General features: G+C 63.7%; 16 protein-coding genes and 1 pseudogene. 5 read left to right on the top strand and 12 right to left on the bottom strand.

Features of this window, described 5'->3' with window-relative positions; all coding sequences use genetic code 11:
* The first annotated feature begins 15 nt into the window (after positions 1 to 15).
* Positions 16 to 723, top strand: a complete 708-nt coding sequence (locus tag W823_RS49530; protein WP_023960818.1) for an ABC transporter ATP-binding protein — start codon at positions 16 to 18, stop codon at positions 721 to 723.
* Positions 720 to 3,458 carry a branched-chain amino acid ABC transporter permease/ATP-binding protein gene (locus W823_RS49535; RefSeq protein ID WP_031332904.1) on the top strand — a complete coding sequence of 913 codons (2,739 nt, stop codon included), beginning with the start codon at positions 720 to 722 and terminating at the stop codon, positions 3,456 to 3,458. The genes W823_RS49530 and W823_RS49535 overlap by 4 nt, the downstream gene beginning before the upstream one ends.
* Here the strand turns inward: W823_RS49535 and W823_RS57435 are convergent.
* From W823_RS57435 to W823_RS49570, 11 genes and pseudogenes are all read right to left on the bottom strand, one after another.
* Complete coding sequence (locus W823_RS57435) at positions 3,405 to 4,034, bottom strand: SDR family NAD(P)-dependent oxidoreductase (protein WP_369792644.1); 630 nt, start codon at positions 4,032 to 4,034, stop codon at positions 3,405 to 3,407. The two genes, W823_RS49535 and W823_RS57435, sit on opposite strands and share 54 nt — an antisense overlap.
* A 2-nt stretch (positions 4,035 to 4,036) precedes the next feature.
* Entirely contained in the window at positions 4,037 to 5,560 is a 1,524-nt protein-coding gene (locus tag W823_RS49540) for a class I adenylate-forming enzyme family protein (RefSeq protein ID WP_023960822.1), read from the bottom strand.
* Positions 5,557 to 7,719 carry a molybdopterin-dependent oxidoreductase gene (locus tag W823_RS49545; RefSeq protein WP_023960824.1) on the bottom strand — a complete coding sequence of 721 codons (2,163 nt, stop codon included), beginning with the start codon at positions 7,717 to 7,719 and terminating at the stop codon, positions 5,557 to 5,559. Before W823_RS49545 ends, W823_RS49540 begins: the two co-directional genes overlap by 4 nt.
* A complete protein-coding gene (locus W823_RS49550) occupies positions 7,716 to 9,344 on the bottom strand; it encodes an FAD-dependent oxidoreductase (protein ID WP_023960826.1) in 1,629 nt (542 codons plus the stop codon). Before W823_RS49550 ends, W823_RS49545 begins: the two co-directional genes overlap by 4 nt.
* A complete protein-coding gene (locus tag W823_RS49555) occupies positions 9,344 to 11,596 on the bottom strand; it encodes a molybdopterin-dependent oxidoreductase (protein ID WP_023960828.1) in 2,253 nt (750 codons plus the stop codon). The genes W823_RS49550 and W823_RS49555 overlap by 1 nt, the downstream gene beginning before the upstream one ends.
* Positions 11,593 to 13,731, bottom strand: coding sequence for a molybdopterin-dependent oxidoreductase (locus W823_RS49560; RefSeq protein WP_023960830.1), 2,139 nt, complete (start codon positions 13,729 to 13,731; stop codon positions 11,593 to 11,595). Before W823_RS49560 ends, W823_RS49555 begins: the two co-directional genes overlap by 4 nt.
* Before the next feature lie 21 nt (positions 13,732 to 13,752).
* Complete coding sequence (locus tag W823_RS58470; protein ID WP_200866403.1) at positions 13,753 to 13,995, bottom strand: hypothetical protein; 243 nt, start codon at positions 13,993 to 13,995, stop codon at positions 13,753 to 13,755.
* Positions 13,967 to 14,177: pseudogene (locus W823_RS57440) on the bottom strand (AMP-binding protein); the annotation flags it as partial. The gene W823_RS58470 and the pseudogene W823_RS57440, both read right to left, overlap by 29 nt.
* A 245-nt stretch (positions 14,178 to 14,422) precedes the next feature.
* Positions 14,423 to 14,599, bottom strand: a complete 177-nt coding sequence (locus tag W823_RS57445; RefSeq protein ID WP_369792645.1) for a hypothetical protein — start codon at positions 14,597 to 14,599, stop codon at positions 14,423 to 14,425.
* On the bottom strand, positions 14,592 to 14,735 hold the full coding sequence (locus tag W823_RS58210; RefSeq protein ID WP_161634033.1) for a hypothetical protein: 144 nt from the start codon (positions 14,733 to 14,735) through the stop codon (positions 14,592 to 14,594). The genes W823_RS57445 and W823_RS58210 overlap by 8 nt, the downstream gene beginning before the upstream one ends.
* 263 nt (positions 14,736 to 14,998) lie before the next feature.
* Positions 14,999 to 16,321: an oxygenase MpaB family protein gene (locus W823_RS49570; protein WP_023960837.1), complete on the bottom strand. Its 1,323-nt coding sequence runs from the start codon at positions 16,319 to 16,321 to the stop codon at positions 14,999 to 15,001.
* 202 nt (positions 16,322 to 16,523) lie between these two features.
* Between W823_RS49570 and W823_RS49575 the strand changes: the two genes are divergently transcribed.
* A complete protein-coding gene (locus tag W823_RS49575; RefSeq protein ID WP_023960839.1) occupies positions 16,524 to 17,330 on the top strand; it encodes an SDR family oxidoreductase in 807 nt (268 codons plus the stop codon).
* 5 nt (positions 17,331 to 17,335) lie between these two features.
* A complete protein-coding gene (locus W823_RS58990; protein WP_255326278.1) occupies positions 17,336 to 19,588 on the top strand; it encodes a TetR family transcriptional regulator in 2,253 nt (750 codons plus the stop codon).
* Positions 19,589 to 19,606: 18 nt separating this feature from the next.
* Here W823_RS58990 and W823_RS49585 read toward each other — a convergent pair whose 3' ends face one another.
* Positions 19,607 to 20,371 (bottom strand): SDR family NAD(P)-dependent oxidoreductase, encoded by a 765-nt coding sequence (locus tag W823_RS49585; RefSeq protein WP_031332909.1) that lies wholly within the window; start codon positions 20,369 to 20,371, stop codon positions 19,607 to 19,609.
* A gap of 158 nt (positions 20,372 to 20,529) precedes the next feature.
* Here W823_RS49585 and W823_RS49590 point away from each other — a divergent pair, with 158 nt between their 5' ends.
* Complete coding sequence (locus tag W823_RS49590) at positions 20,530 to 21,843, top strand: TetR/AcrR family transcriptional regulator (protein WP_031332910.1); 1,314 nt, start codon at positions 20,530 to 20,532, stop codon at positions 21,841 to 21,843.
* Positions 21,844 to 21,855: the final 12 nt, after the last annotated feature.

A 21,855-nucleotide genomic window follows, 5' to 3' on the forward strand; every position in this document is an offset into this window, starting at 1 on the left:
ACAGAAAGCAAGCCAATGAGCACAACCGCCACCGCCGCACCCGCGGTGATTCTCGACAACCTGACAGCTGGGTACGGCGGGACCCCGGCCGTCCACGAACTCGACATCCAGGTCGAACCCGGCCAGATCGTCTCGCTGCTCGGTGCCAATGGCGCCGGCAAGACCACCACACTGCTGACGATCGCCGGTGAACTCGCCCCGATGGGCGGATCCGTACAGGTACTGGGCGACCCGAAGCGTCGCAGTCTGGATCATCGCGCCCGGCACGGGCTCGGCTATCTCACCGAAGAACGCTGTGTCTTCATGAACCTGACGGGGCGAGAGAATCTTTCGCTGGGGCGAGGCTCCGTGGCCGCAGCTCTGGAGTACTTTCCTGAGCTACAGGAGCACCTCGGAAAGAAGACCGGTCTCATGTCCGGCGGGCAGCAACAGATGCTCGCCCTGGGCCGCGTACTCGCCGGGAAACCGAAAGTGCTGCTGGCCGACGAACTCTCGCTAGGACTTGCGCCGCTGATAGTGCAGCGACTGCTCAAGGTCCTACGACAGGCGGCCGACAGTGGCGTCGCGGTGGTCTTGGTCGAGCAGCATGTCCGGCACGCCCTCGAAATCGCCGATCACGCGTACGTTCTGCGCCGCGGCCGAGTGGTACTCGACGGCCCCGCGGCTGACCTTCGTAGCTCAGCAGATGAAATCGCACAACACTACTTGACCGGGGAATCATGATGGAGATACTCACTTTCGGCTTTCTCGGACTGGGCACCGGCTCCGTCTACGCCCTGTTGGCGATGGGTTTGGTTCTCATCTACCGCGGGTCCGGCGTGATCAACTTCGCTCACGGCGCATTCGCACTGTTGGGTGCGTACGCGGTGTTCGAACTGCGCACCGAGGCCGAACTGCCGTTTTATGTCGCGCTCGCGGTGGCCATGATTGTCGTGGCAGTGACGGCGATCCTGGTGCACTTCTTGGTCATGCGTCCCTTGCGCACGGCGAGCCCACTCGCCAGGGTGATCGCCACCCTGGGTGTGCTCACGCTCGTGACACAGGCGGTGTTGCTGAAGTACGGGGCTGAACAACGCACCGTCGACGTTCCGGTGTCCACCGACTCGATCAGCGTCACCGACGACCTGCTCATCGGTAAACAGAACCTCTACCTTCTCCTCATCACGGTGGTCTGCGCAATCGCCCTCGCTGCGATCAGCAACCGCACAAAGGTCGGCCGGGCACTATCCGCCTCGGCCGAGAACCCCAGGGCTGCTGCGGCCCTCGGCTGGTCTCCCGACATTCTCGCCTCGCTGACGTGGGGCCTCGCCGGGGCCCTCGCCGCCGTCGCTGGTGCGTTCTTCCCGGCGACGTCGTCAGGATTCATCTCGGTCACCCAGATGAGCGCCCTCATCATCGGTGCGCTCGCCACCGCACTGCTCGCCGAGTTCAGGTCCTACGCGCTTGCCGTGGTGGGCGGTCTGCTGATCGGGATGGGACAAGCGCTGGCCACCAGGTACATCGACCAGACCGGTGTCGCAGATGCGGTGCCCTTCATCGTGATCATCGTGGTTCTGGTGGTGCGCGGTCGTGGTCTGCCCGTGCGCGGCATGATCACGGACCGGCTCCCCCGAGTCGGCACCGGCCGGATCCGCCCGGTGTCGGTCTTGATCGCAGCTGTGATCGCGGTGGTGGTCGTACGTTTTGCCGTTCCAGACGACTGGCAGCCGGCGATCATTGTCTCCATCACATTCGCCATCGTGGGACTGTCCGTGGTGGTCATCACCGGATACGCCGGACAACTCTCGCTGGCCCAGTTCGCACTGGGCGGCGTTGGCGCCTACGCCGCAGGCCGTCTGGCCGCCGCACAAGGCTGGCCGATGGAACCGGCTCTCGTGGCCGGCGTCGCGGTCGCCATGGTCGTGGGCTTTGTCATCGGGCTACCGGCCCTGCGCACACGCGGTGTCAATCTAGCGGTGATCACCTTCGGGCTGGGCTTCGTCATCTACCAACTCGTGTTCGCCAACAGCGATTACACGGGCGGCGATGCCCAGACCAAGATCGACTCCCCTACCTTCCTCGGTCTGAACGTCGACCCGGTCACCAATCCGGCCAACTACAGCACCATCTGCCTTGTCGCGCTGGTGGCAGTGGCCCTGATCGTGGCCAACCTGCGCCGCAGCCGTGTCGGGAGGCGACTACTCGCCGTCCGGACGAACGAGCGGGCGGCAGCAGCGGTGGGTGTCAACGTCTTCCAATCGAAGTTGTACGCCTTCACCATCTCCGCAGGCATTGCCGGTCTCGGAGGCGCCCTGTACGGGTTCAGTTACTCCACGATCCTCTACCAACAACTGTTCCCCTCCGACATGTCGATCAACGTCCTGGTACTCACCGTGATCGGAGGTGCAGGCTACGTTCTCGGGCCAATGGTCGGCGCACTGTTGGCCACCGGCGGAATCGGGGTCCTCTTCTTCGGTGACGCCACCACCAGCGCTGACTCCGGTTTCGTCAAGTACCTACCGCTGATCACCGGATTCCTGTTGCTTGTCACGTTGATCGGCAGTCAGAACGGTATCGTCGATCGGGCGCAGACGCTCTTGACCGAACTCTGGCGGCGAGTGCCAGCCGGGCGTCACACGTCTGCGGCAGAACCTCATCCCGCCCCGTCGACCGGAGTCAAAGCGCAGGTCACGCCACATACGCTCGAGATCGATGGCGTCACACAGCGTTTCGGGGGCTTCACAGCCCTCTCCGATGTGTCGATGATCGTCGGTCCCGGCGAGGTCGTCGGATTGCTCGGCCCCAACGGTGCCGGCAAGACAACGTTGATCGATGCAGTCACCGGTTACAACCGGATCACCGCGGGATCGGTTCGATGGGACCAGCAGGACATGACGTCGTGGTCGCCCCACCGACGCGCCCGCGCCGGCCTGTCGCGGTCGTTCCAGTCGCTCGAACTGTTCGACGACCTGACCGTTCGCGAAAACCTGCTCGCGGCGTCGGATTCTCGGGATCTGTTGGCGTACGTGACCAACCTCTTCTACCCGGGGCCATCGCGGCCGACCGACACGGTGCTGGCAGCCATCTCCGAACTCGGCCTCACCGACGTGCTGGACGTGCGAGCCGAGGAACTCTCCTACGGGCGGCGGCGGCTGGTCGCGATCGCCCGCGCCGTGGCCACGAGGCCGTCAATCCTTCTGCTCGACGAACCGGCAGCCGGCCTCGACGAAGAAGAGAGCCGCGAGGTCGGACATCTCATCCGACGCCTGGCAGACGACTGGGGTATCGGAGTACTACTCATCGAACACGATGTGCCGATGGTGCTACGTACTGCCGACCGTATTCATGTCCTCGACTTCGGTCAGACCATCGCCGCGGGCACGCCCGACGCGATCCGAAGCGACGACGCGGTACGCGCAGCGTACCTAGGAGAACCTGCCTCGTCGACGGAGGACGAGGCAGAAGTCATACACCGGTAGGGCCGCCGAGCCAGACGCCGATCTCCTCGCCCGATACGTGGCTTCCATTCTCGCTAACCAAGAAAGACACCATGGAAGCCACGGATTCGGCGGGGATCTCGGGCCAATGGCGTACGCTCCCGTACCTGGCGACGGCCTGCGCTCTGCGGCGGGGCTGCTGACGAAGACCATTCTCCCCCAGCCTCTGTCGTACATCGCAGGCAGTGCCGCATGAGTGCAGTAGAAGGCTCCGCTGAGATTGACGGCGATCACCCGGTCCCAGTCCGCCGGGGACATAGACCGTGCCAAGCGCGTGACATTGATACCCGCGTTATTCACCAGGACGACGGGTGGGCCGAGGGTTCTTGTCGCCTCTGAGATCAGTTCTGCGGCCGCGGCCGCATCGGACACGTCAGCTTTGATCGCAGTGGCCCGGCCCCCACGGTCGACGATCGACTCGACCACCTCATGAGCCTGTGGCGCGCTCGAGGAGTAGTTCACCGCCACCGCGAACCCATCGGCCGCGAGCCGGCGGGATATCGCTGCCCCGATGCCACGACTCCCGCCGGTGACGACCGCCACTCCCTTTTCCACCACAGTCAGCGGACTTTCGAATACGTCTGTGGCACATCCGAGTATGTCTGCCGAAGGCTCGGTTTGGAGATCTTCCCACTGGCCATCCGCGGCAAGGGGCCGTCGGTGAACACCACGTACCTCGGTACCTTGTAGTCGGCGAGATTCTTGTTGCAATGCTTGACAACATCTGCCTCGGTCAGACCGTCGACCCTTCTGATGATCACGGCCGGTGTCTCGCCGAACTTGTCGTCGTCCACGCTGATCACCGCAACTTCTTCGACACCCGGCAGCAGGCTGATCACGTGTTCGATCTCCGCCGGGGAGATGTTCAGCCCGCCGGAGATGATCATGTCCTTGAGTCGATCGACGAACGTGAGATAGCCTCTCTCGTCCAGCTTTCCGAGGTCACCGGTGCGTAGCCAACCATCGACCAACGCGGCTCGCGTTGCTTCGTCGTTGCGCCAGTAGCCCGGCATCATGCCCGGACCGCGTAGCAAGATCTCACCGGGCTCATCGGGGGCGCAGTCCTCGCCGTCCGCATTCACGACCCGGATTTTTGTGAAGATCCCACCCCACCCACATTTGTCAGGATGTGCGGCAGCCTCGTCACGGGGCATCACCGTCGCCGATCCCCCGATCTCCGTCTGCCCGTACAACTGCCGCAACTGCACGCCTCTGGCCAGCCAGGTGCCGACCAATGCCGGTGACACGCGGGCACCCCCGACGTGTGCGGTGGTCAGGTGACTCAGATCCGCCTCACCGAAGCCGGGCACCCGGGAAATCTGCTCCCACAGGATCGGTGGTCCGGTGAAGGTCGTCGCGCGGCTGTCCACCAACACACGTAGTGCAGCCACAGGATCGAATCCGGGCTGCAGGAGCAGGGTTCCGCCGTGAAGCACGGTGCGAGCAATACCCCAGATGATGCCTCCGGCGGTGAAGAGCGGGATCGCCATCAGCGGACGCAGGCCGTTCTGCTCAATCGGTTCCTGCATCGCCCACTGATGCATCATCCCGGCGATGGTGGCGTGGGTGAATATGACGCCTTTGGGGTCACCGGTTGTTCCGCTCGTGAACACGATCGCTGTGGGATCCGACAATTCGACCATCGGCGTGGGGGATACGGCACCGTTCGCGCTTCGCAGGGGCCGCACATCTTGCTCGAGTTCGGAGATGGCGAATGTGTCCCGAACGGTGCGAACTTCGTCGAGCCGGCTGCGCAATGCCGCCTCGCAGTAGATGACGACCGGGTCACAGCTGTCCACGAGAGCAGTGAGTTCACGTGCGAGGAACCGGTGATTGAACGGCGCCACGATCGCGCCCACCTTCATCGCCCCCAGCGCGGCCACACACCACTCGAGCGAATTCGCTGCCAGAAGACCGACGCGGTCCCCGGCCCGAACTCCCCTCGCCGTGAGGTCATGCGCCACCCCCTCCACCCAGCTGCTCAGTTCCCGGTAGGTCAACTCGTCGCCGGCAAAGTCGATGGCGACCTGTTCGGGGACGGCCCGCGCCCAGTACGACAAGGCATCGATCACAGTGCCACTCATAGGTTTCCTCCTGCTGCTGTCCGCGTGTCTCGTGACACCTCGACGTTGATTCCGGTCAGGTGTGATTGGTTGCTCAGCGGGTCGAAGGCGCCCGTACCGGTCGGTGCGAGTTGGTTGGCGTTCACGCCCGGGTGCCTGTGGGCGATGCCGAGGCTTCGAGCGGTGCTCTGACCCCAGCCATGGGTCATCGCCACCACACCGACCTTGAGGGTGTCGTCGCACACCAACATCGCGGTGACCTCACCGTACTGATTGCGGACACGGACCGTGTCGCCGTCGACGAGTGAGAGCCGTTGCGCGTCAGCTTGGTTCATCCACAACGGATTGTTCTGATGGGCGCCCTGCTTGAGTACCGACAGGTTGTGCAGCCAGCTGTTGACCATGAAGTTGGTGCGGCGCGTGATCAGCTTGAGCTGGCCGGCGGGTTCGGCCAGTAGCTCGGCGTAGATGTCGGCCGCAGTTCGCCGGGCAGTTTCGAACACAGCAGGGAAGCAGTCGATCAGGCCGTCCTCGTGTTGCACGGCGATGCTGAACACTTGGGACGGAACGGCTTCGGGTAACACCGCGGTCTGGCACGGCATCGTCTTCAACAGATCGACGGTCAGGCCGGAATCACGCATCACGACGTCGACGATCGCGAATGGATCAGGTTCCAGCTCATCGAGGAGGGTGACGACACCCATCTCCTGCAGGATGCGACAGAGGATCCACCAGTCATCGCGGCGCTCGTTCTTTGCTGGTACCACCGCGGGCGTGTACTGCACGTACGGTTCCATCGCCACACCCATGGTGTTCAGGAAGTTGATGTCTTCGCGTTCGAGCCAATCGGTGGCAGGCAGCACATAATCCGCCATCTCGCCGGTCACGGTGCGATACAGGTCGATGGTGACGATCAGTTCGAGCTTCTCGAAGGCCTCGCGCAGTCGCGCTCCCCCACTGACCGAGAGCAACGGGTTTCCCGACACCACGATCAAGGCACGGATGGGGTCGTCGGGGTTCTCGATGAAGTCCGGGAGCAAAGCTGCGGGCAGGTCGCCGCCCACGGTGCGCATGGTGCCCAGCGGGCCGGTGAAGAACGGGTCCGTGCGTCTGCGTTTCGAGTTCTGGACCACGTCGGCGACCCCGCGCGAGTAGATGTTGCCACCGCGACGCCCGAGGTTACCGGACAGCAGGCTGAGCATGTTCAGCATCCAATAGGCCAGCGCACCTTGCCGTCCCTGGTTGACCCCGGTGGCCATGTACACACTCGCGCTCGGTGCTGCGCAGAACTCGTCAGCGACCTGCCCGATCCGCGAGGCGTCGATTCCGGTGACCGCGGCGACTCGCTCGACCGGGTATTGCGCAACAAAGTCGAGCAGCTCATCGACCCCGTGCGCGTGACGCTCCACCTCTTCGCGGTCGAATCCGATACGGAAGACGATCTCGTGCAGTAGCCCGGCAAGGAAATAGAAATCGGTGTCGGGCTTGATCAGCAAGACTTCTCCGGTCCCGGGGCCTGCGGACTCGATCTGCCGCGGATTGACGAACAAGACTGTCCCGCCACGCTTTGTGACGCTTCGTATCTTGGCCATCGGGTCCGAGATATGGATCAGCGTCATGTGCGACACCTGAGGATTGCTTCCGAGGCATAGAAAGTAGTCGGTGTGGAGCAGGTCAGGTATCGGATGCGCCATCGACGCCCCGTAGATCGCCTCGCTGGCCGCGTATTTGGCCGAGGTGTCCTGTGTCCCCGCACTGAAGCGCATCCGGGTGTCGAAACCGCGGGCGATCGAGGCCGAATTCGCGTAGTAGGCGCCGTTAAAGGCCGACGGGTTGCCCTGATAGACAGCGACGGAGTTCCGTCCGTGATCACGACGCAGCTGCAGCAGCTTCTCCGCGATCTCCCCCACCGCGTCATCCCAGCCGATGGGCTCGAAAACACCACGGGCCGCACTGCGCGGATTGGTCCGCTTGAGGGGTCTGTCGACCCGGTCCGGATCATCGTGGACCTGCAGGTAGTGGATTCCTTTGTGGCAGGCGAATCCCTTGTGCACGGGATGTTCGACATCCGGTTGCAGGCGCACCACCGCTCCCGCTGAGACATCGGCGAGCAGACCGCATCCCGGTTCACAGATCCGGCAGAATGTATGCACCTGCTTCGGCGGGTCGTGCGCACTCATCGGGCCGCCGAGGCAGCGACCGCTGCCGCCGCCCGCTCATCGACGATCTTGACTCGTGGTCGACCGGCCTCGCGACCCCGCTCCCGCTCGTAGCGGTCGATGTGTCGCCAGTCCGCACCGGTGAGTGCGTCCGGACAACGTTGCTGCACAAGTTTGTTCAGATCGTCTTGCGTTGCACGCGGGCGGGCGAGGAGTCCCCGGCGGTGATCATCGAGCAGGGCGGCCACTGTTTCGGCTGCGCAGTATCTATTGGTGCCGATCACCCCGGTTGCCCCGCGTTTGATCCAGCCCGCGGTGTAGTGCCCCGTGACGGTGTTACCCGTAAGCGGTTCCACCACCCGCCCTTTGACGTTGAGAACCGTGCCGGTTGCGGAGTCGAAGGGTAGGCCGTCGATCGGGCGACCGTGGTATCCGACCGCCCGCAGGACCAATGCGCAGTCGATCCGGCTCGTGATCGCGCTGACGGTGTCCCTCACCTGCACAGCCTCGACGCGCTGCGACCCTATGATCGCTTCTGGGCTGAGGCCGAAGCGAAAGACGATTCGCCGGTTGCCCGGCGTCGTCGGCCGTCGCGAGTACTCGGCGAGGATCTGCAGTTTGATCGGAGCATCCGGTCCTACCGTCAGCGGACCGTCCACGATCACGTCGATCCCGGGCAGCGAGCCCAGTGCCAGGAGTTCAGGCGTTGTGCAGGCGGCGAATTCGGGTCCTCGGCGGCCGAGGACCACCACCTCTTCGACCTGGCTGTCTGCCAGCATTGCGAGCGCGTGGTCGGCGATGTCCGTCCGCCTCAGTGTTTCACCGTCGGAGACCAGGATTCGCGCAACGTCGAGCGCCACGTTGCCGTTGCCGACGACAACCACGCGCTTCGTCGACAGGTCGAAGGCTGCGTCAGCCTGGTCGGGATGGCCGTTGTACCAGGCGACGAACTCACGCGCCGAGTCGCTGCCCGGTAGATCTTCGCCGGTGATACCCAGACGTCGGTCGCTCGATGCTCCGGATGCGTGGATCACCGCGTGGTGATGAGCCAAGAGCTCCTCGTGACTCACGTCCCTTCCGACGTCGACACCCAAATGAAAGGTGAACCCGGTTCGTCTCGCGGTGCGGTTGAAGACCTTGTCCACAGTCTTGGTACGCCAGTGATCCGGCGCCACGCCGAACCGAACCAGCCCGCCTGCCACCGGAAGTCGCTCGAACATCGTTACCTCCGCAACGATGTCGCGGCGGGCCAGCAATTCCTCGGCCGCGTAAAAGGCAGATGGTCCTGATCCCACAATGGCAACCCGCAAGGCTTTCGTATCCTCGACACCGGAGGTCGCGAGCGTCAGTGGCAGCGGCTGCACGTGCGCGACCGAGCCCGTCGGCCGTGGGTTCCGATCGAAGTAGTCGGCGTTCATCTCGCGGTACCGGTCGGCGTCGGGTGCGGTCGAATCCCCGGGCACGATCGCGTCCACCGGGCACACGTCGGCGCAGGCTCCACAGTCGATGCAGGTGGCGGGGTCGATGTAGAGCATCTCGGTGCGCACGTAGTCGCGTTCCGCGGGAGTGGGGTGAATGCAGTCGACCGGGCACACCGCGACGCACGTGGCGTCGTTACAGCAGTTCTGGGTGACGACGTAGGCCATCAGGGATGCTCCTCGCTCAGTCGGGTCACGGTGACCGGGACTCCGTTGAAGATGGGTGACGAGGTCAGTGCCTCGAGTCCGGCGGTGTCGTCCACCAACGCGTTGTAGTTGCTTCCGGGAACGGCGGCGGACCGGCTCGTCCGCAGGCCCGGTCCGCTGTGTCCCCATCCGTGCGGCATGCTCACCACGTCGGTCCGCATCGCGGCGTCGACCCGCAGTTCGGCGAACACTGTGTTCGTGGAGGACGTGACGGCCACCCAGTCCCCGTCTACGAGGCCGCGCACCGAGGCGTCGTGGGGGCCCATCATCAGTGCGCACTGTCTTCCGTCGGGCTGCGGGAGAGCATTGTGCAGCCACGAGTTCATGCCCCGACGCTGCCGCCTGTTGATCAGCAGGAGGCTGTTGATCTGGCGGTCCACCGATGCTCGCAGCCGCGGCAGGTCGGCGGTGATCATCGAGGGCACCAGGTTGATCCGGCCGTCCGGCGTACGGAGAACCTCCGGCAGCCGAGGGATCAGCGGACCGTAGTCGATGCCGTCCGGGTTGCGTTCCAGGAGTTCGAGAGTCAGCCCGCCGGGCTCGAGACCGAACCGATCGCCGTAGGGGCCGCTGCGCAGTCTCAGGTCCAGCAGTCGAAGCGGCCCACGACGTGACCCGACTGCAGCTGCCGCCGTATCCGGTTCGCAGCCGGCGAGCTTCGCCGCACGGCGGGTGGCGATCATGGCCACCTCGTCGTCGATTTCTTCGACATCCCGGCCGGGGTATCCCCTTGCTATCGCCGCCAGACGTAACAGGATCTGCCACTCGGCGTGTTCGTTGTCGGCGAGGTCCAGCATCGGCGGGGTGTATCGCGCGACGTTCCGGATCTGGAAATGCGCCAGGGTCACATCATGGTGGCCACGGGTCACCAACGGCGGCGGTGGCAGGATCACGTCGGCATGGCGCGTCGTCTCGTTCACGTAGCAGTCGATGGACACCATGAAATCGAGGGCACCGAGCGCCCGCTCGATCGCGGCACTGTTGGGGAGCGAGCGCGCCGGGTTGCCCGCGAGAGTGATCAGAGCACGCGTCCGGCCGGGTCCCGGCGTCAGGATCTCCTCGGCGAAACACACGCCGGGCAACTCCCCCATCGCTTCCGGCAGATCACGCACCCGTGAACGCCACCGGTCGAACATGAACTTCGGCGGTCTCGACACCGGCCACGTGTTCTGACCACCCGCCGGCGGTAGCGAGAACATCGCGCCTCCAGGTCGGTCCAGGTTCCCGGTGACGATCGTGAGTACCTCGACGAGCCAGTTGGCGAGAGTTCCGAACTCCTGCATGCAGGTACCGATCCGGCTGTGTGCCACCGCCGTTGGTGAACCGGCGAACCCGCGAGCAACCGTGCGGATCAGTTCCGCATCGATGCCGCAGGCCGCCGCGACCACATCTGGTTCGTAGTCGCGAGTGAGGGCGAGAAAGTTGTCGAGACCGTCCACCGTCTCGGGCATCCGATCGGGACGGATCAGACCCTCGCTCGCGATGACGCAGAGCACGCCCAGCAGGAACAAGGCATCGGTGCCCGGTCGGATCGGAACATGAAGGTCGGCGACCTCGGCGGTACGGGTGCGGACGGGGTCCACCACCACCAGTGTGCCACCCCGCTCCCGAAGCGCACGTAGTCTCCGATCCATACCGGGCGCCGTCACAGTACTGCCGTTCGACACCATCGGGTTCGACCCCAGGACCAGGAAGTAGTCGGTTCGGTCGATGTCCGGCAAGCTCAGACCCAGGCCGCTGCCGTAGAGCAGCATGTGCGCCAAATTCTTCGGCCAGGTGTCGACGCTGGCCGGCGAATAGACGTTCCTGGTGCCGACCGCGCTGATCAGTTCACCCAGGTAGAAGGTGGCGTCGAGGTGGTGTGCGGCTGGATTCCCGTGGTAGATCGCGCAGCTGCCCGCGTCAGCGACGAATTCCGGCAGGCGCCTGCCTATTTCGGCAAACGCCTCGTCCCAGGTCGCTTCCCGGAATCCGCCGGTGGCGGTACGCAGCAGCGGCGTCCGGATCCGGTCCGGGTCGCCCTCGATCCGGCCCAGACCCAAGCCCTTTGCGCAGCTGTGCCCTGCGCTCAGCAGGTCTGCAGGATTCGGCGCGACACCGACGACCGTCCGTCCCTCGAGCTCCACCAACAGCCCGCAGGTTGATTCGCAGAGTGGACATATTCGTTGTCCGACAGTGTTCTGGGTGGTCTGGCTTTCGGTGGAGGTGGTCACGGCGTCCTTTGCTCGCGTTGCTCGGCCGACACAATCGCGACCGGTATGGCGGTCAGAGTGGGCATCGCGTTGATGGTCTGCACGCCCTGGCTGTGTCCGGTGAGGGCGTTGACGTTCGCTCCGAACTCGCCGTCGTTGTCGACGAGATCGCCGAAGCAGTGGGTGATGGTGACAGTTCCCCGATTCAGGGTTCGGTCCACTCGCGTGCGGGTTCGCACACTTCCCGACGACGACCGGACCTCGACTTCCTGGCCGTCGCGAAGACCCAGGGCGGTGAGATCATCCGGATGAACGGCCACTGGATTGATCCCGCCGGGGACCAGCCCGGGGACCCTGGTACCGGTCGAGTTCACCGCCTCGCGTATTCGTCGTACGGCCATGCGCAACGGATAACTCTGTGAGACAGTCGATGTCGTCAGGGCCGACTGTAATTCTGCTGCGACGTCGTCGGGCATCAGTGTCAGCCGGTGTCCGACCTTGCCCGCTTCGGGCGGACCGACCACGACATCGCTACGGCCGACCAGGTGTCCGTGAGACGCGGCCACCAGCTCTGAGAACGGAACTCGTCCCCGTTCGGCTGCCATACAGAGCAGGTCCTCCGATGTCGGAGGTTTCTCGGGGTCGAGGATCCGTCCCGCGAACTTTACCGGCTGCCCCGAGGCGGCCGCCAGGTCGAAAAAGAACCGCCAGTCGTCGATCACATCGGACGGCGGCGTCAGGACGGCGGGTGTGAACTGAGCAAATGGGCTGGGAAAGAACGGTTCCATGATCATGGTGTGGTCTGCACGCTCGTACATCGTCGTCGGAGCGATCACGTAGTCGGCGAGCCGCGCGGTGTCAGACATCCAGGGATCAATGCAGACCAGCAAGTCGAGCGACCGCAGTGCGCGCAGCGTCTTCTCTCTGTCGGGCAACGCCACTGCCGGGTTGCCACCGGAGACGATCAGCGCGCGAACACGATCGGGGCCGGGTTCGAGGATCTCGTCGGCGAGGATGCCCGATGGCAGCTCGCCGCGTATCGCTCGCAGTCCCCCGATTCGGCTGCGGAAGCCACGGCGGTACGCACGCTCGGCCGGTGCCACCTCCGCCCGCGGCGGCCGGGGCCGGGTGAGGACCGCGCGGTCGTCGGCCCGCTCGCCTTCGCGCAAGTATCTGCCGCAGACGACGTTCAGTGCCGCTAACAGATGCTCGGCCAGGTTCGAGTGCGGCCCCATACACACACCGGTCCCGCTGGTTGCCATCCCACGCGACCGACCCGCGAAGATCCGGGCGGCGTGAACGACCTGATCGGCCGGTACGGCGCAGACTTGTTGGACAACTGTCGGAGTCACCTCGGCGACCGCGGCGACCAGCTTGGGCAGATCCTCGACGTACCTTGAGCAGAACTCGTCGTCGTGCAGGTTCTCCGCGAGAATCACGTGGAGGAATCCGGCGAACAGAACGGCGTCGGTGCCCGGTCGCGGGGCCAGGTGGATGTCGGCCAAGGCGGCGGTCTCGGTGCGGCGCGGATCCACGACGATCAGCCGGAGTCCGCGCCTGCGTGCCGATCGCAGAGTCCACGAGGGATTCTGGACGACCGCCCCGTCCCCATCGCCGCCGTTACCCGAGACGACCGGGTTGGTTCCCGCGAGCAGCCAGACATCCGCGTCCTCGAATCGCTGCCTCCCGCCCAGGTAAGACCCCATACGCTCGGCAACAACCCATTTGGCAGATTGATCGATTGTCATCGTGGAGAACAGCTTGTGGGATCCGGTGCCCCTAAACCACGCTCGGGCCATCAGCGGGGTGAGCGCGGCGAAGTTGTGTTGCGTCCCGGTGAACATCGCCACCGAATCCGGGCCGTGTCGCTCGACCACAGCACCGAGCCGCACCGCGATGTCGCGGATCGCCTGTGCCGCTGCGACCGGAACATGGGTTCCTTCGTCGAGTCGGCGCATCGATGAGACCAGCCGGCCCGGTCCATGCGCGAGATCGCCACCGCGCCGCCCCTTCGGACAGGTGTAGCCACCAGAGATCGGGTGTTGGGTGTCGCCGAGTATCCGGTTGATCCGGCCGTCCTCGACATCGAGGAGAACACCACAGGACGATGCACACAGACGGCAGTACGAAACGTGACGAGATGTCCTCGGACGCATGATCTCTTCTCGATCGAACCGTCAGGCCTGCGTCGGTATGCCCTGGACCACGAGAGCTTCACCCGGAACCGCCGGGAATCGCTGCCGCAGTATTGGCTTGGCCAATTTTTCCGGAGAACGTCCGCGGCAATGGTTCGCCGAGCATCGGTCGTCCCGGACACCGATGACGGCGAGATCGACCAGACCTTCTATTCCGTGCAGCGCATTCTCGATCTCCGCCGGGTAGACATTGACACGTCGCCAGAATGACATGAGCGAGTTCAAGCCGGTTCAGCATCATCACGCGACGCGATCGCCTTCACGCACACCGCGTACCGCCAGCCCGCGCGCCAGCGCGTCGGTGATCGCGTCCACCTCGGCCCAACTCTGCGAGTGTCGCCGAACACGATGGCCTGCTGGGCCGATCGCGTCTTGCCCCAGAATCGAGTCAGGTCTGCCATGTTCATCTACGTGCTCCTCGTCATCGGCCGATCCACGGGCACGCCGCCGGCGAATGTGACTGCGCTCACCACCTCGACCAAACCTAACATCTGTAGGTAAAACGGCGCAAGGTCGGCCGACGACTGTTACGCCGGAGCCAAAGGCTGCAACGCAGCACGAAAAACGGACACACGCAGTGCCTTCGCGTGGATGTGTTTTTGTTGCTTTCGTTCAGCCGGTCGTGATCATCACGCCCGCGTCGGTCTACGCATCAGTCCCTCGCTGCCCCGAAGGCGCCGACAGTGCACAACACCTCCCCGGTGTCTGCGCCGAACGTCGGCGGCAGAGCAGGGGCAAACGTTTCGCCCGCAACCCGCACCGGACTGACGACGAACCCGAGCTCGCCCGCCTCCCGGGTGATCGACCCGATCTTGGTAACGTCAGGCAAGGCACTCGAGCTCACTCGCGAACTCTGGGAACCGGTTCTTGCGGCGGCCCCAGAACGTGGCGAGTTGCGCTCCGATCTTGATCTGGTCCTGCTCTGCGAGTGGATTTCCCAACTCGAGATGCTCTACATCAGTCAAGGAGACGAAGCTGATGGACTCGACCGATTTCGAGAGAAACTGACGAAATTCTTCGTCCCGGCCCTGCTGCCCCGGTGAGCCACGGCAGCGACCTCAGTCAAATGGTCAACCGCAACGTCCGTCGACACCACTGTCGACTGAGACGTCATGCAGGAAGGCGGGTCGAAAACCTGGGTCCGTTGTTCGTCCAATAAGCGTCTCTGGAAACGAACGCCGTTCTGGCGAGACGGCGACTGCCGCGGCCTCGCCAGAACGACCAACAATCAACTGAGTGTCAGAGGATTTCGGCGGGGCACCTTGCCCTTGTTGGCCGCGATATCAGCGGTCAAGGTTTCCGGGTCTGCCACTTCGGCCGATTTCCCGTCACCTTCAGGAACCGCGATGGCACCCTTGAACACCTGCAGGGTCTTGAAGGCCTTGGCCTCATCGTCATGTGGAAGCAGGCGTGACACCTTGTCGAACGCCGAGACCAGCGGACGAACCGCAGGCAAGGCAAACCGCCACGGCGTACGTTCCACACCCAGCATCTCGGTCACGTATTCGGGCTGCCAGGTTTGGATCAGTCCCCACGCCAGATGTCGGCGACGCTCTGTGGTCATGAAGGCCGCGACCGGTGCAGGCAGTATCTCGACGTCACCCGGTGGCTTCTCGGTGCTGTACTCGATGATGGTCTTGACCACGTCGCGACAGAGATCGTCCGCAGGTAACTCGATGAGCTTGTGAAAGTTCACTTTCATGCGCGCGTCGTCGGGGTTGGTGTGTAATACCGCCTCTGGCACTCCGATCACCCAACCCACGTAGCGACACAACGCGAAGATGTCCTCTTCTTCCCTGTCACTGATCCTGATCCCCGAAGCGCGCACACCATCGACGAACTGCGTGCCAAACTGCCCGGCCTGGGTGTTCATCGAGTCCAGATTGCTGATCGGAAGACCCCATGCCTCCCAATCCCAATGTGGCGAATGGCTGAGCGTGTGGCGCACGGCCGCGTGGATCATTCGAACCTTGGCGGTGAGCCGGAATCCGTCCTGATCCCGCTTCATGCCGCCCGGGGTGTGGGCGGCAACCACGTAGCGGAAGCTCTCGGTCAATCGTCCACCCACCGCACTCGCATCCTTGAGGCGCCCGCTGAACAGCACTGGTCGTGTGGAGCTGTACATCGAGAAGCCGGCACCGATGGACGAATACGTCAACACCATCCCAGCCACCGACCCCACGCGCCAGTATGCGACTGCGCCGCGGTACAGCTGGTCGAAGTCGACCCAGTCAGGAATATGGTCGAGTTGTTCGAAGAGCCCAATCAAACCGTCCGATGGGTCGCCCAACGAGTCGATGCCGTGATCGAGGGCTTGCTCGAACATCTTCCACGTCGCGTTCTTGGACTTGTCCTTGAAGTCGAGAAATGCGCGGTACGCGTGGTCGTCACCCAGTAGGGCGTGATCAGTCATGCGTTCGGTGTATTCGCGGCCGTACTTGGACAGGGCTTCGGCGCGATTGTTGATCCGACCCAGATCGATCCCGCGGGGCAGACCGTTTGGAACATCGAGCGAGCCCTCGCGTCGGGGCGCCGATTGTGTGGTTGTCATGTTCTTCCGAACTCCTTGTGCTGGTTCATCTCGAGTCCAACGGGCCGGCCGAAGAGTCGATGTCCGTTGAGGTATGTCTTCGTTCCATCAGCGACGGTAGCTGTGGCGCAGAACACAGTCAATGTGTCCGATCGTATTGTTCGAACACGGTGTATGGTCGCGGTGACACGAGACTGTCTCAGCCCCCTACCCGAGGACCCTCATGGACACCCCAGCAACAGCAACCATGTTCGACGTATCCGGACGCCGGGTCCTCGTGACCGGCGGAAGTCGCGGTATCGGGTACATGATCGCGCGGGGATTCGCTCAGGCCGGTGCGCACGTCGTCGTGTCCTCCCGCAAACCGGCTGCCGTGAAGGACGCCGAAGAGCAGTTGTCCGAATATGGTTCGGTCACTGGAATTGTCGGAGACGTTTCAACCCCGGAGTCAGCACGCGAACTCGCCGGCGAAGTGCTCGGCACCGGACCAGAACTCGACGTGTTGGTGAACAATGCGGGAGTCACGTGGGGTGCCCCTTTGGAGGATTTCCCCGACACCGGCTGGGACAAGGTGATGCACACCAACCTCGAGGGCGTCTTCCACCTCACCGTTGCACTGCTTCCCGGATTGCGGCGGTCCGCGGATCAGTCCGGTAGGTCGACCGTGATCAACATCGGCTCCACCGACGGTATCAACGTGCCTGAGATGGACAGCTTCAGTTATGGCGCCAGCAAGGCTGGGCTGCACCATCTGACCAGACACCTGGCGAAAAAACTTGCGGCCGAGTCGATAACGGTGAACGCGATTGCCCCCGGACCGTTCGAGAGCCGGATGACGAAGTTCGTGATGGACGACCCGGTAGCGCTCGACCGGGTCACGGGCTCCATTCCGCTGGGCAGACTGGGCCGTCCCGACGACATCGCGGGACTGAGCATCTTCCTCGCTTCGGCGGCCGGACAGTACCTCACCGGGACCATAATCCCGTTGGACGGCGGTGGTGTCGGCTGCGGTGCCGCCAGGCACGGCTGACAGGGATGCGAGCCAGGCGGCACACAACACCACTGCGCGGGCCCCGCACCTCCGATGCCACGGTGGCGGCATTTTTCAAGGTGACGGAGAACTTGTTGGCGACAAAGTCATTCCAAGACATCACTGTTGCCGAGATCATCACGCATACTCCACATTCGCGATCGAGCTTCTACCACCACTTCGACAGCAAGGTCGACGTCCTGGTCGCTCTGGCCGCATCGGTGCTCGAGAACGCGTATCGCGGGCCCGGGCTCTGGGATGCCGAGCCAGGCGCCCCGAGAGCAAAGGCAATGCAGGCCAGTATCGCGCCAACCATCGCCATGTGGGCTGATCATGGCAATGTGATCGGGGCGGTCATCGAGCAGATGCACACGACGCCGGCCGTGGCGCAGGTATGGAAGGGGACGTTCACCCGGTTCGTGACCGCGGTATCGGCGCAGATCGCACAACACTGGCTCGGCGAGCAGATCCCTTACCGCGCGTCACCGGCCACGATGGCGACGATTCTCGTCTGTGGCATCGAGCGGACGTTCTACGTCAGCAGCCGCGGACTCGACGGCCGCCTACCGAAACCTGACTCCGCCGTAGAGGCAATCGAATGGCTGACTCTCACAGCCGTTCACGGCCGCGGGCCACAAACTGCGGCCCCCGAATCCACACAGCAATCTCGGCGAGCAATCCCGGCCGAGGCCGAATCGTCTGCCCCCGCCGAACAGCCCGATTCCACAGCGGGTTCGATCCTTGACGCTCTGCGCTCGTTGCTTCTCGAAGCTCCGCTCGACAAGGTGAGCGTCGCGAGAATCACCGAACGAGCGCAGGTTTCCCGGTCGACGTTCTACTTCTATTTCGACAACAAGGACGCGGCGTTCGCTGCGCTGTATCGCGGCTTGGCTGAGGCCTCCGCCGCCGGGCTACGACGGCTCCGCTTCATCGACCGCACGAACGCGTCACTGGTCGAGTCCACTCTGACGGAGTGGCTCCGGATCGACGACCACGCCGTCGCCATCATGCGAAGTGCTCTCCATGAATGGCCACGACGAGCCGAGCTTCGCGCGGTCTACCGAGAAGGCATGTCGGCAATGGCCGACATCCTCGAGCTGATCCTGATCCAAGATCGCGCCTCCGGCGTAGCCCTCGACGGCCCGCCACCGGATCAGTTCGCCGCGGTACTGCTCTGGACTGTCGAAAGATCGATTGCCGGCGCGCTCGCCGGTGAGGATCATCTGGGTGATCTCGCGCACGTGATCGCTTGTCTGAGCGCCCTGCTCACGTCGGCCATCTACGGTCGATGGCAACCCTCCACCGAAAGGTATTCCATGCGCGCAGTAGTGATCCCCGAGTTCGGTGGCCCCGACGTCCTGGCGGTTCAGGACATCGCCGTCCGGCCGGCGGCTGCAGGCGAGGTCCGAATACGGGTGCGGGCGGCTGCGGTGAATCCGACCGACATCGCGACGCGCAGCGGTCTGGTGGCTGCCGCATACGCCGATTTCACTCCGCCTTACATCGCCGGCATGGATGCGGCCGGGACCATTGAATCGGTGGGAACCGACGTCGATCGATTTCAGGTCGGCGACGAGGTCATGGCGATCGTGATGCCACGCCGCCCTGAAGGTGGGGCACATGCCGAGCTCATCGTCGTACCGCAGGCCGCGGTTGCGCCGGTCCCAGAGGGCCTTTCGATCGAACAGGCTGCCATGTTGCCGATGAACGGGCTGACCGCCTTGGAGGCACTCGATGTCCTCGATCAGCCTGCTGGAGCAACGGTAATGGTGACGGGCGGCGCCGGTTATCTCGCCTCTTTTGTCATCGTCCTCGCGAAACGATCGGGACTCCGAGTCATCGCGGACGGGAATCCTGCAGAGCACGAACTGATCCGCAGCAGAGGCGCCGATATCGTTGTCGACCGCGGAGATGAGGTGGCACAGCGTGTTCTCGACGTGGTGCCGGGTGGGGTCGACGCTGTCCTGGACACCGCGTTGATCGGTTCGGATCTGTTCCTGGCCATTCGCGACGGTGGCGTCTACGCCACGGTGCGAAGTTTTCGCGAGCAGGCCGGCCGCGACATCTCAGTCCGGGAAGTATGGGTTCGGGCCCGACTCCTGGACACAGCTGGTCTGGAGGAACTGAGTTCTCTGGCCACCGCGGGGGCTTTCGACTTCCTCGACGTCGCGGCCGCTCTCGCCCCCGAGAACGCTTCGGAGGCGCACCGCCTCATTGAGGCCGGTGGCCTGCGAGGGCGCCCGCTCATCGTCTTCTGACAAGGGGCGCCCACGCGCTCACATCGGCGATGCGGTGAATCCGCCATCGAGCACATACGTCATCCCGGTCACCCAGTCACCGTCGTCCTCCGCGAGATGGGTCACCGCGCGGGCCACGTCTTCCGGAACACCGAGTCGACCCTGGTTCGCTGTGAAGAAGGCGTGCGCATCCACACCCCCTGACGCCTCCTGGAAGGCTTCCATCAGGTCATCGGACAGCGCTGTCTTGACGAACGCCGGGGCAACGCAGTTCACGCGGATGCCGAGGGGTCTGAGTTCGACCGCAGCTGTTTTGGTCAAGTTGATGACAGCAGCTTTTGTCGCCGCGTACCCGCCGATCATGGGCATGCCATTGGTACCGGCCGATGACGCAACATTCACAATCGACCCGCCACCTCGGGCGGTGAGGTACGGCAGCGCCGCCCGGATGCCGTTGAACACGCCCTTGAGATTGACATCGATCATCCGGTCGAAGTCTTCGGACTTCATGTGGGCTATGGGAGCCAGGACCGCTATGCCGGCATTGTTGACAAAAACATCGAGCCCGTCGAAACGCTCCGCGGCAGCGGCAATGACACCTTCGAAGGCGGCGGCGTCCCGAACATCGACGGCCAGCCCTACCGCGTTGTCGCCGATCTCGTCAGCGAGATCCTTCGCTGCTCCTTCGTCGATGTCAGCGATCGCGACACGAGCACCCTGCGCGGCGAAGCGCCGGGCGATGGCGGCGCCGATCCCACCTCCTGCACCAGTCACCACTACAGACTTCTTCTCGAATGAACTCACGACAATCCTTTCCCGGTCTGAACTCGCTATACACGTCAACCATACAAACCGACTGAACAATGTGTACGCAATTGGAACAACCGTAGATGCCTGCGATGCCGCCTCTGCGATGCGCGTGTGTCCAGTCATTGTGTCCAGACATTCGCTATTCTCGGGACGTGAGCAATAACCCCGTGGCGCGACGCCGTCCCCGTGCCCATGACGGCCAAACGAAGGCCGAGGTCGCAGTTTTCGCAGCAACCGAAGAACTGCTGACCGAGTCGTCGCTCCAAGACATCACCGTGGCGCAGATCATTGCTCGCGCTGGGGTGTCCCGCGCAAACTTCTATCACTACTTTGCGTCGAAGTACGACGTACTGATCGCCATGCTCTCCCGGTTCTTGGAGGAGACCTACTCCGAGGGGCCGTGGCAAGCCGAGCTCGGCAAATCTCGCGCCAGGGCCATGGACAAAACTCTGCGTCGCACGATCGAGATGTGGTCCGAACACGGTGCCGTCATCTGCGCGGCCATCGAACACATGCACAGTGAGCCCGCCCTTGCTGCAGCGTGGAATTCGACACTAGAGAAGTTTGTCTCTGCAATCGCCGAGCAGATCACGTACGAACGTGCAAACGGCAATGCGCCAGAGGGGTTTCCCGCAGACACCATTGCCGCGATGCTGGTGTGCGCGCTTCAACGCACTTTTTATGTCGGAACCAGAGGACTGGACGCTCGGCTTCCGAAACCCGAATCAGCAGTCGATTCCATCATCGAACTCGTCTTCGCCGCAATCTACGGCGCTCAGCGACCAAAAAGTCGGCTGCGCCGACGACCCCGTGCGGAACGCGTCAAAGCCCCCGCGCAGATGGCCCAGTCACCGGAGGCGTCAGATAACGAGACACCGCTGCCCGAAGGCGATCCCGGCACTGCCGCCGTGATCCTCGACGCGACCAAGAGCCTGCTCGCCGAAATTTCACTCGACGACTTGAGCGTCGCCAAGATACTGGAAAGATCTGGCATATCCAGGGCGACCTTCTATTTCTATTTCGGGAGCAAAGAGGCTGCGTTCATTGCACTCTTCCAGGAGATCGCCGCCTCCATTGCCGACGGGTTCTCTGCGCTCGCGGCGATGGATCGATCAAAGCCGGCGAAGGCCGGTGCTCTGGTTCAGAACTGGCTGGATCTCGATCCGGGATCTCTCGCGGTGGTGCGGAACGCCATCCATGAGTGGCCGAGACGGCCCGATCTGCGCGGCCTCTATCTCAACACGGTCGAAACGATGGCTAGCGCCCTCGAATCCGCCATCGAAACCGACCGCGCCCTCGGTCTGGCGCTCGAAGGCCCACCGGCGGACGAACTTGCAGCGGTCCTCATCTGGACGATCGAGAGAAGCTACGCGGGTTCGCTTGCCGGCGAAAAACATTTGGAGGACGCCCCCACCGTCGCTGCAATGCTCGGAAACCTCCTCGTGGCAACAATCTACGGACGCTGACCCAGGAACCGA

Source organism: Williamsia sp. D3, assembly GCF_000506245.1.
Taxonomy (GTDB): domain Bacteria; phylum Actinomycetota; class Actinomycetes; order Mycobacteriales; family Mycobacteriaceae; genus Williamsia; species Williamsia muralis.

What these genes read in the sequence shown, in the direction of transcription:
- W823_RS49530 (WP_023960818.1), top strand. Translation starts at nt 16, where the DNA reads ATGAGCACAACCGCCACCGCCGCACCCGCGGTGATTCTCGACAACCTG.
- W823_RS49535 (WP_031332904.1), top strand. Translation starts at nt 720, where the DNA reads ATGATGGAGATACTCACTTTCGGCTTTCTCGGACTGGGCACCGGCTCC.
- W823_RS49540 (WP_023960822.1), bottom strand. Translation starts at nt 5,560, where the DNA reads ATGAGTGGCACTGTGATCGATGCCTTGTCGTACTGGGCGCGGGCCGTC.
- W823_RS49545 (WP_023960824.1), bottom strand. Translation starts at nt 7,719, where the DNA reads ATGAGTGCGCACGACCCGCCGAAGCAGGTGCATACATTCTGCCGGATC.
- W823_RS49550 (WP_023960826.1), bottom strand. Translation starts at nt 9,344, where the DNA reads ATGGCCTACGTCGTCACCCAGAACTGCTGTAACGACGCCACGTGCGTC.
- W823_RS49560 (WP_023960830.1), bottom strand. Translation starts at nt 13,731, where the DNA reads ATGCGTCCGAGGACATCTCGTCACGTTTCGTACTGCCGTCTGTGTGCA.
- W823_RS49570 (WP_023960837.1), bottom strand. Translation starts at nt 16,321, where the DNA reads ATGACAACCACACAATCGGCGCCCCGACGCGAGGGCTCGCTCGATGTT.
- W823_RS49575 (WP_023960839.1), top strand. Translation starts at nt 16,524, where the DNA reads ATGGACACCCCAGCAACAGCAACCATGTTCGACGTATCCGGACGCCGG.
- W823_RS58990 (WP_255326278.1), top strand. Translation starts at nt 17,336, where the DNA reads ATGCGAGCCAGGCGGCACACAACACCACTGCGCGGGCCCCGCACCTCC.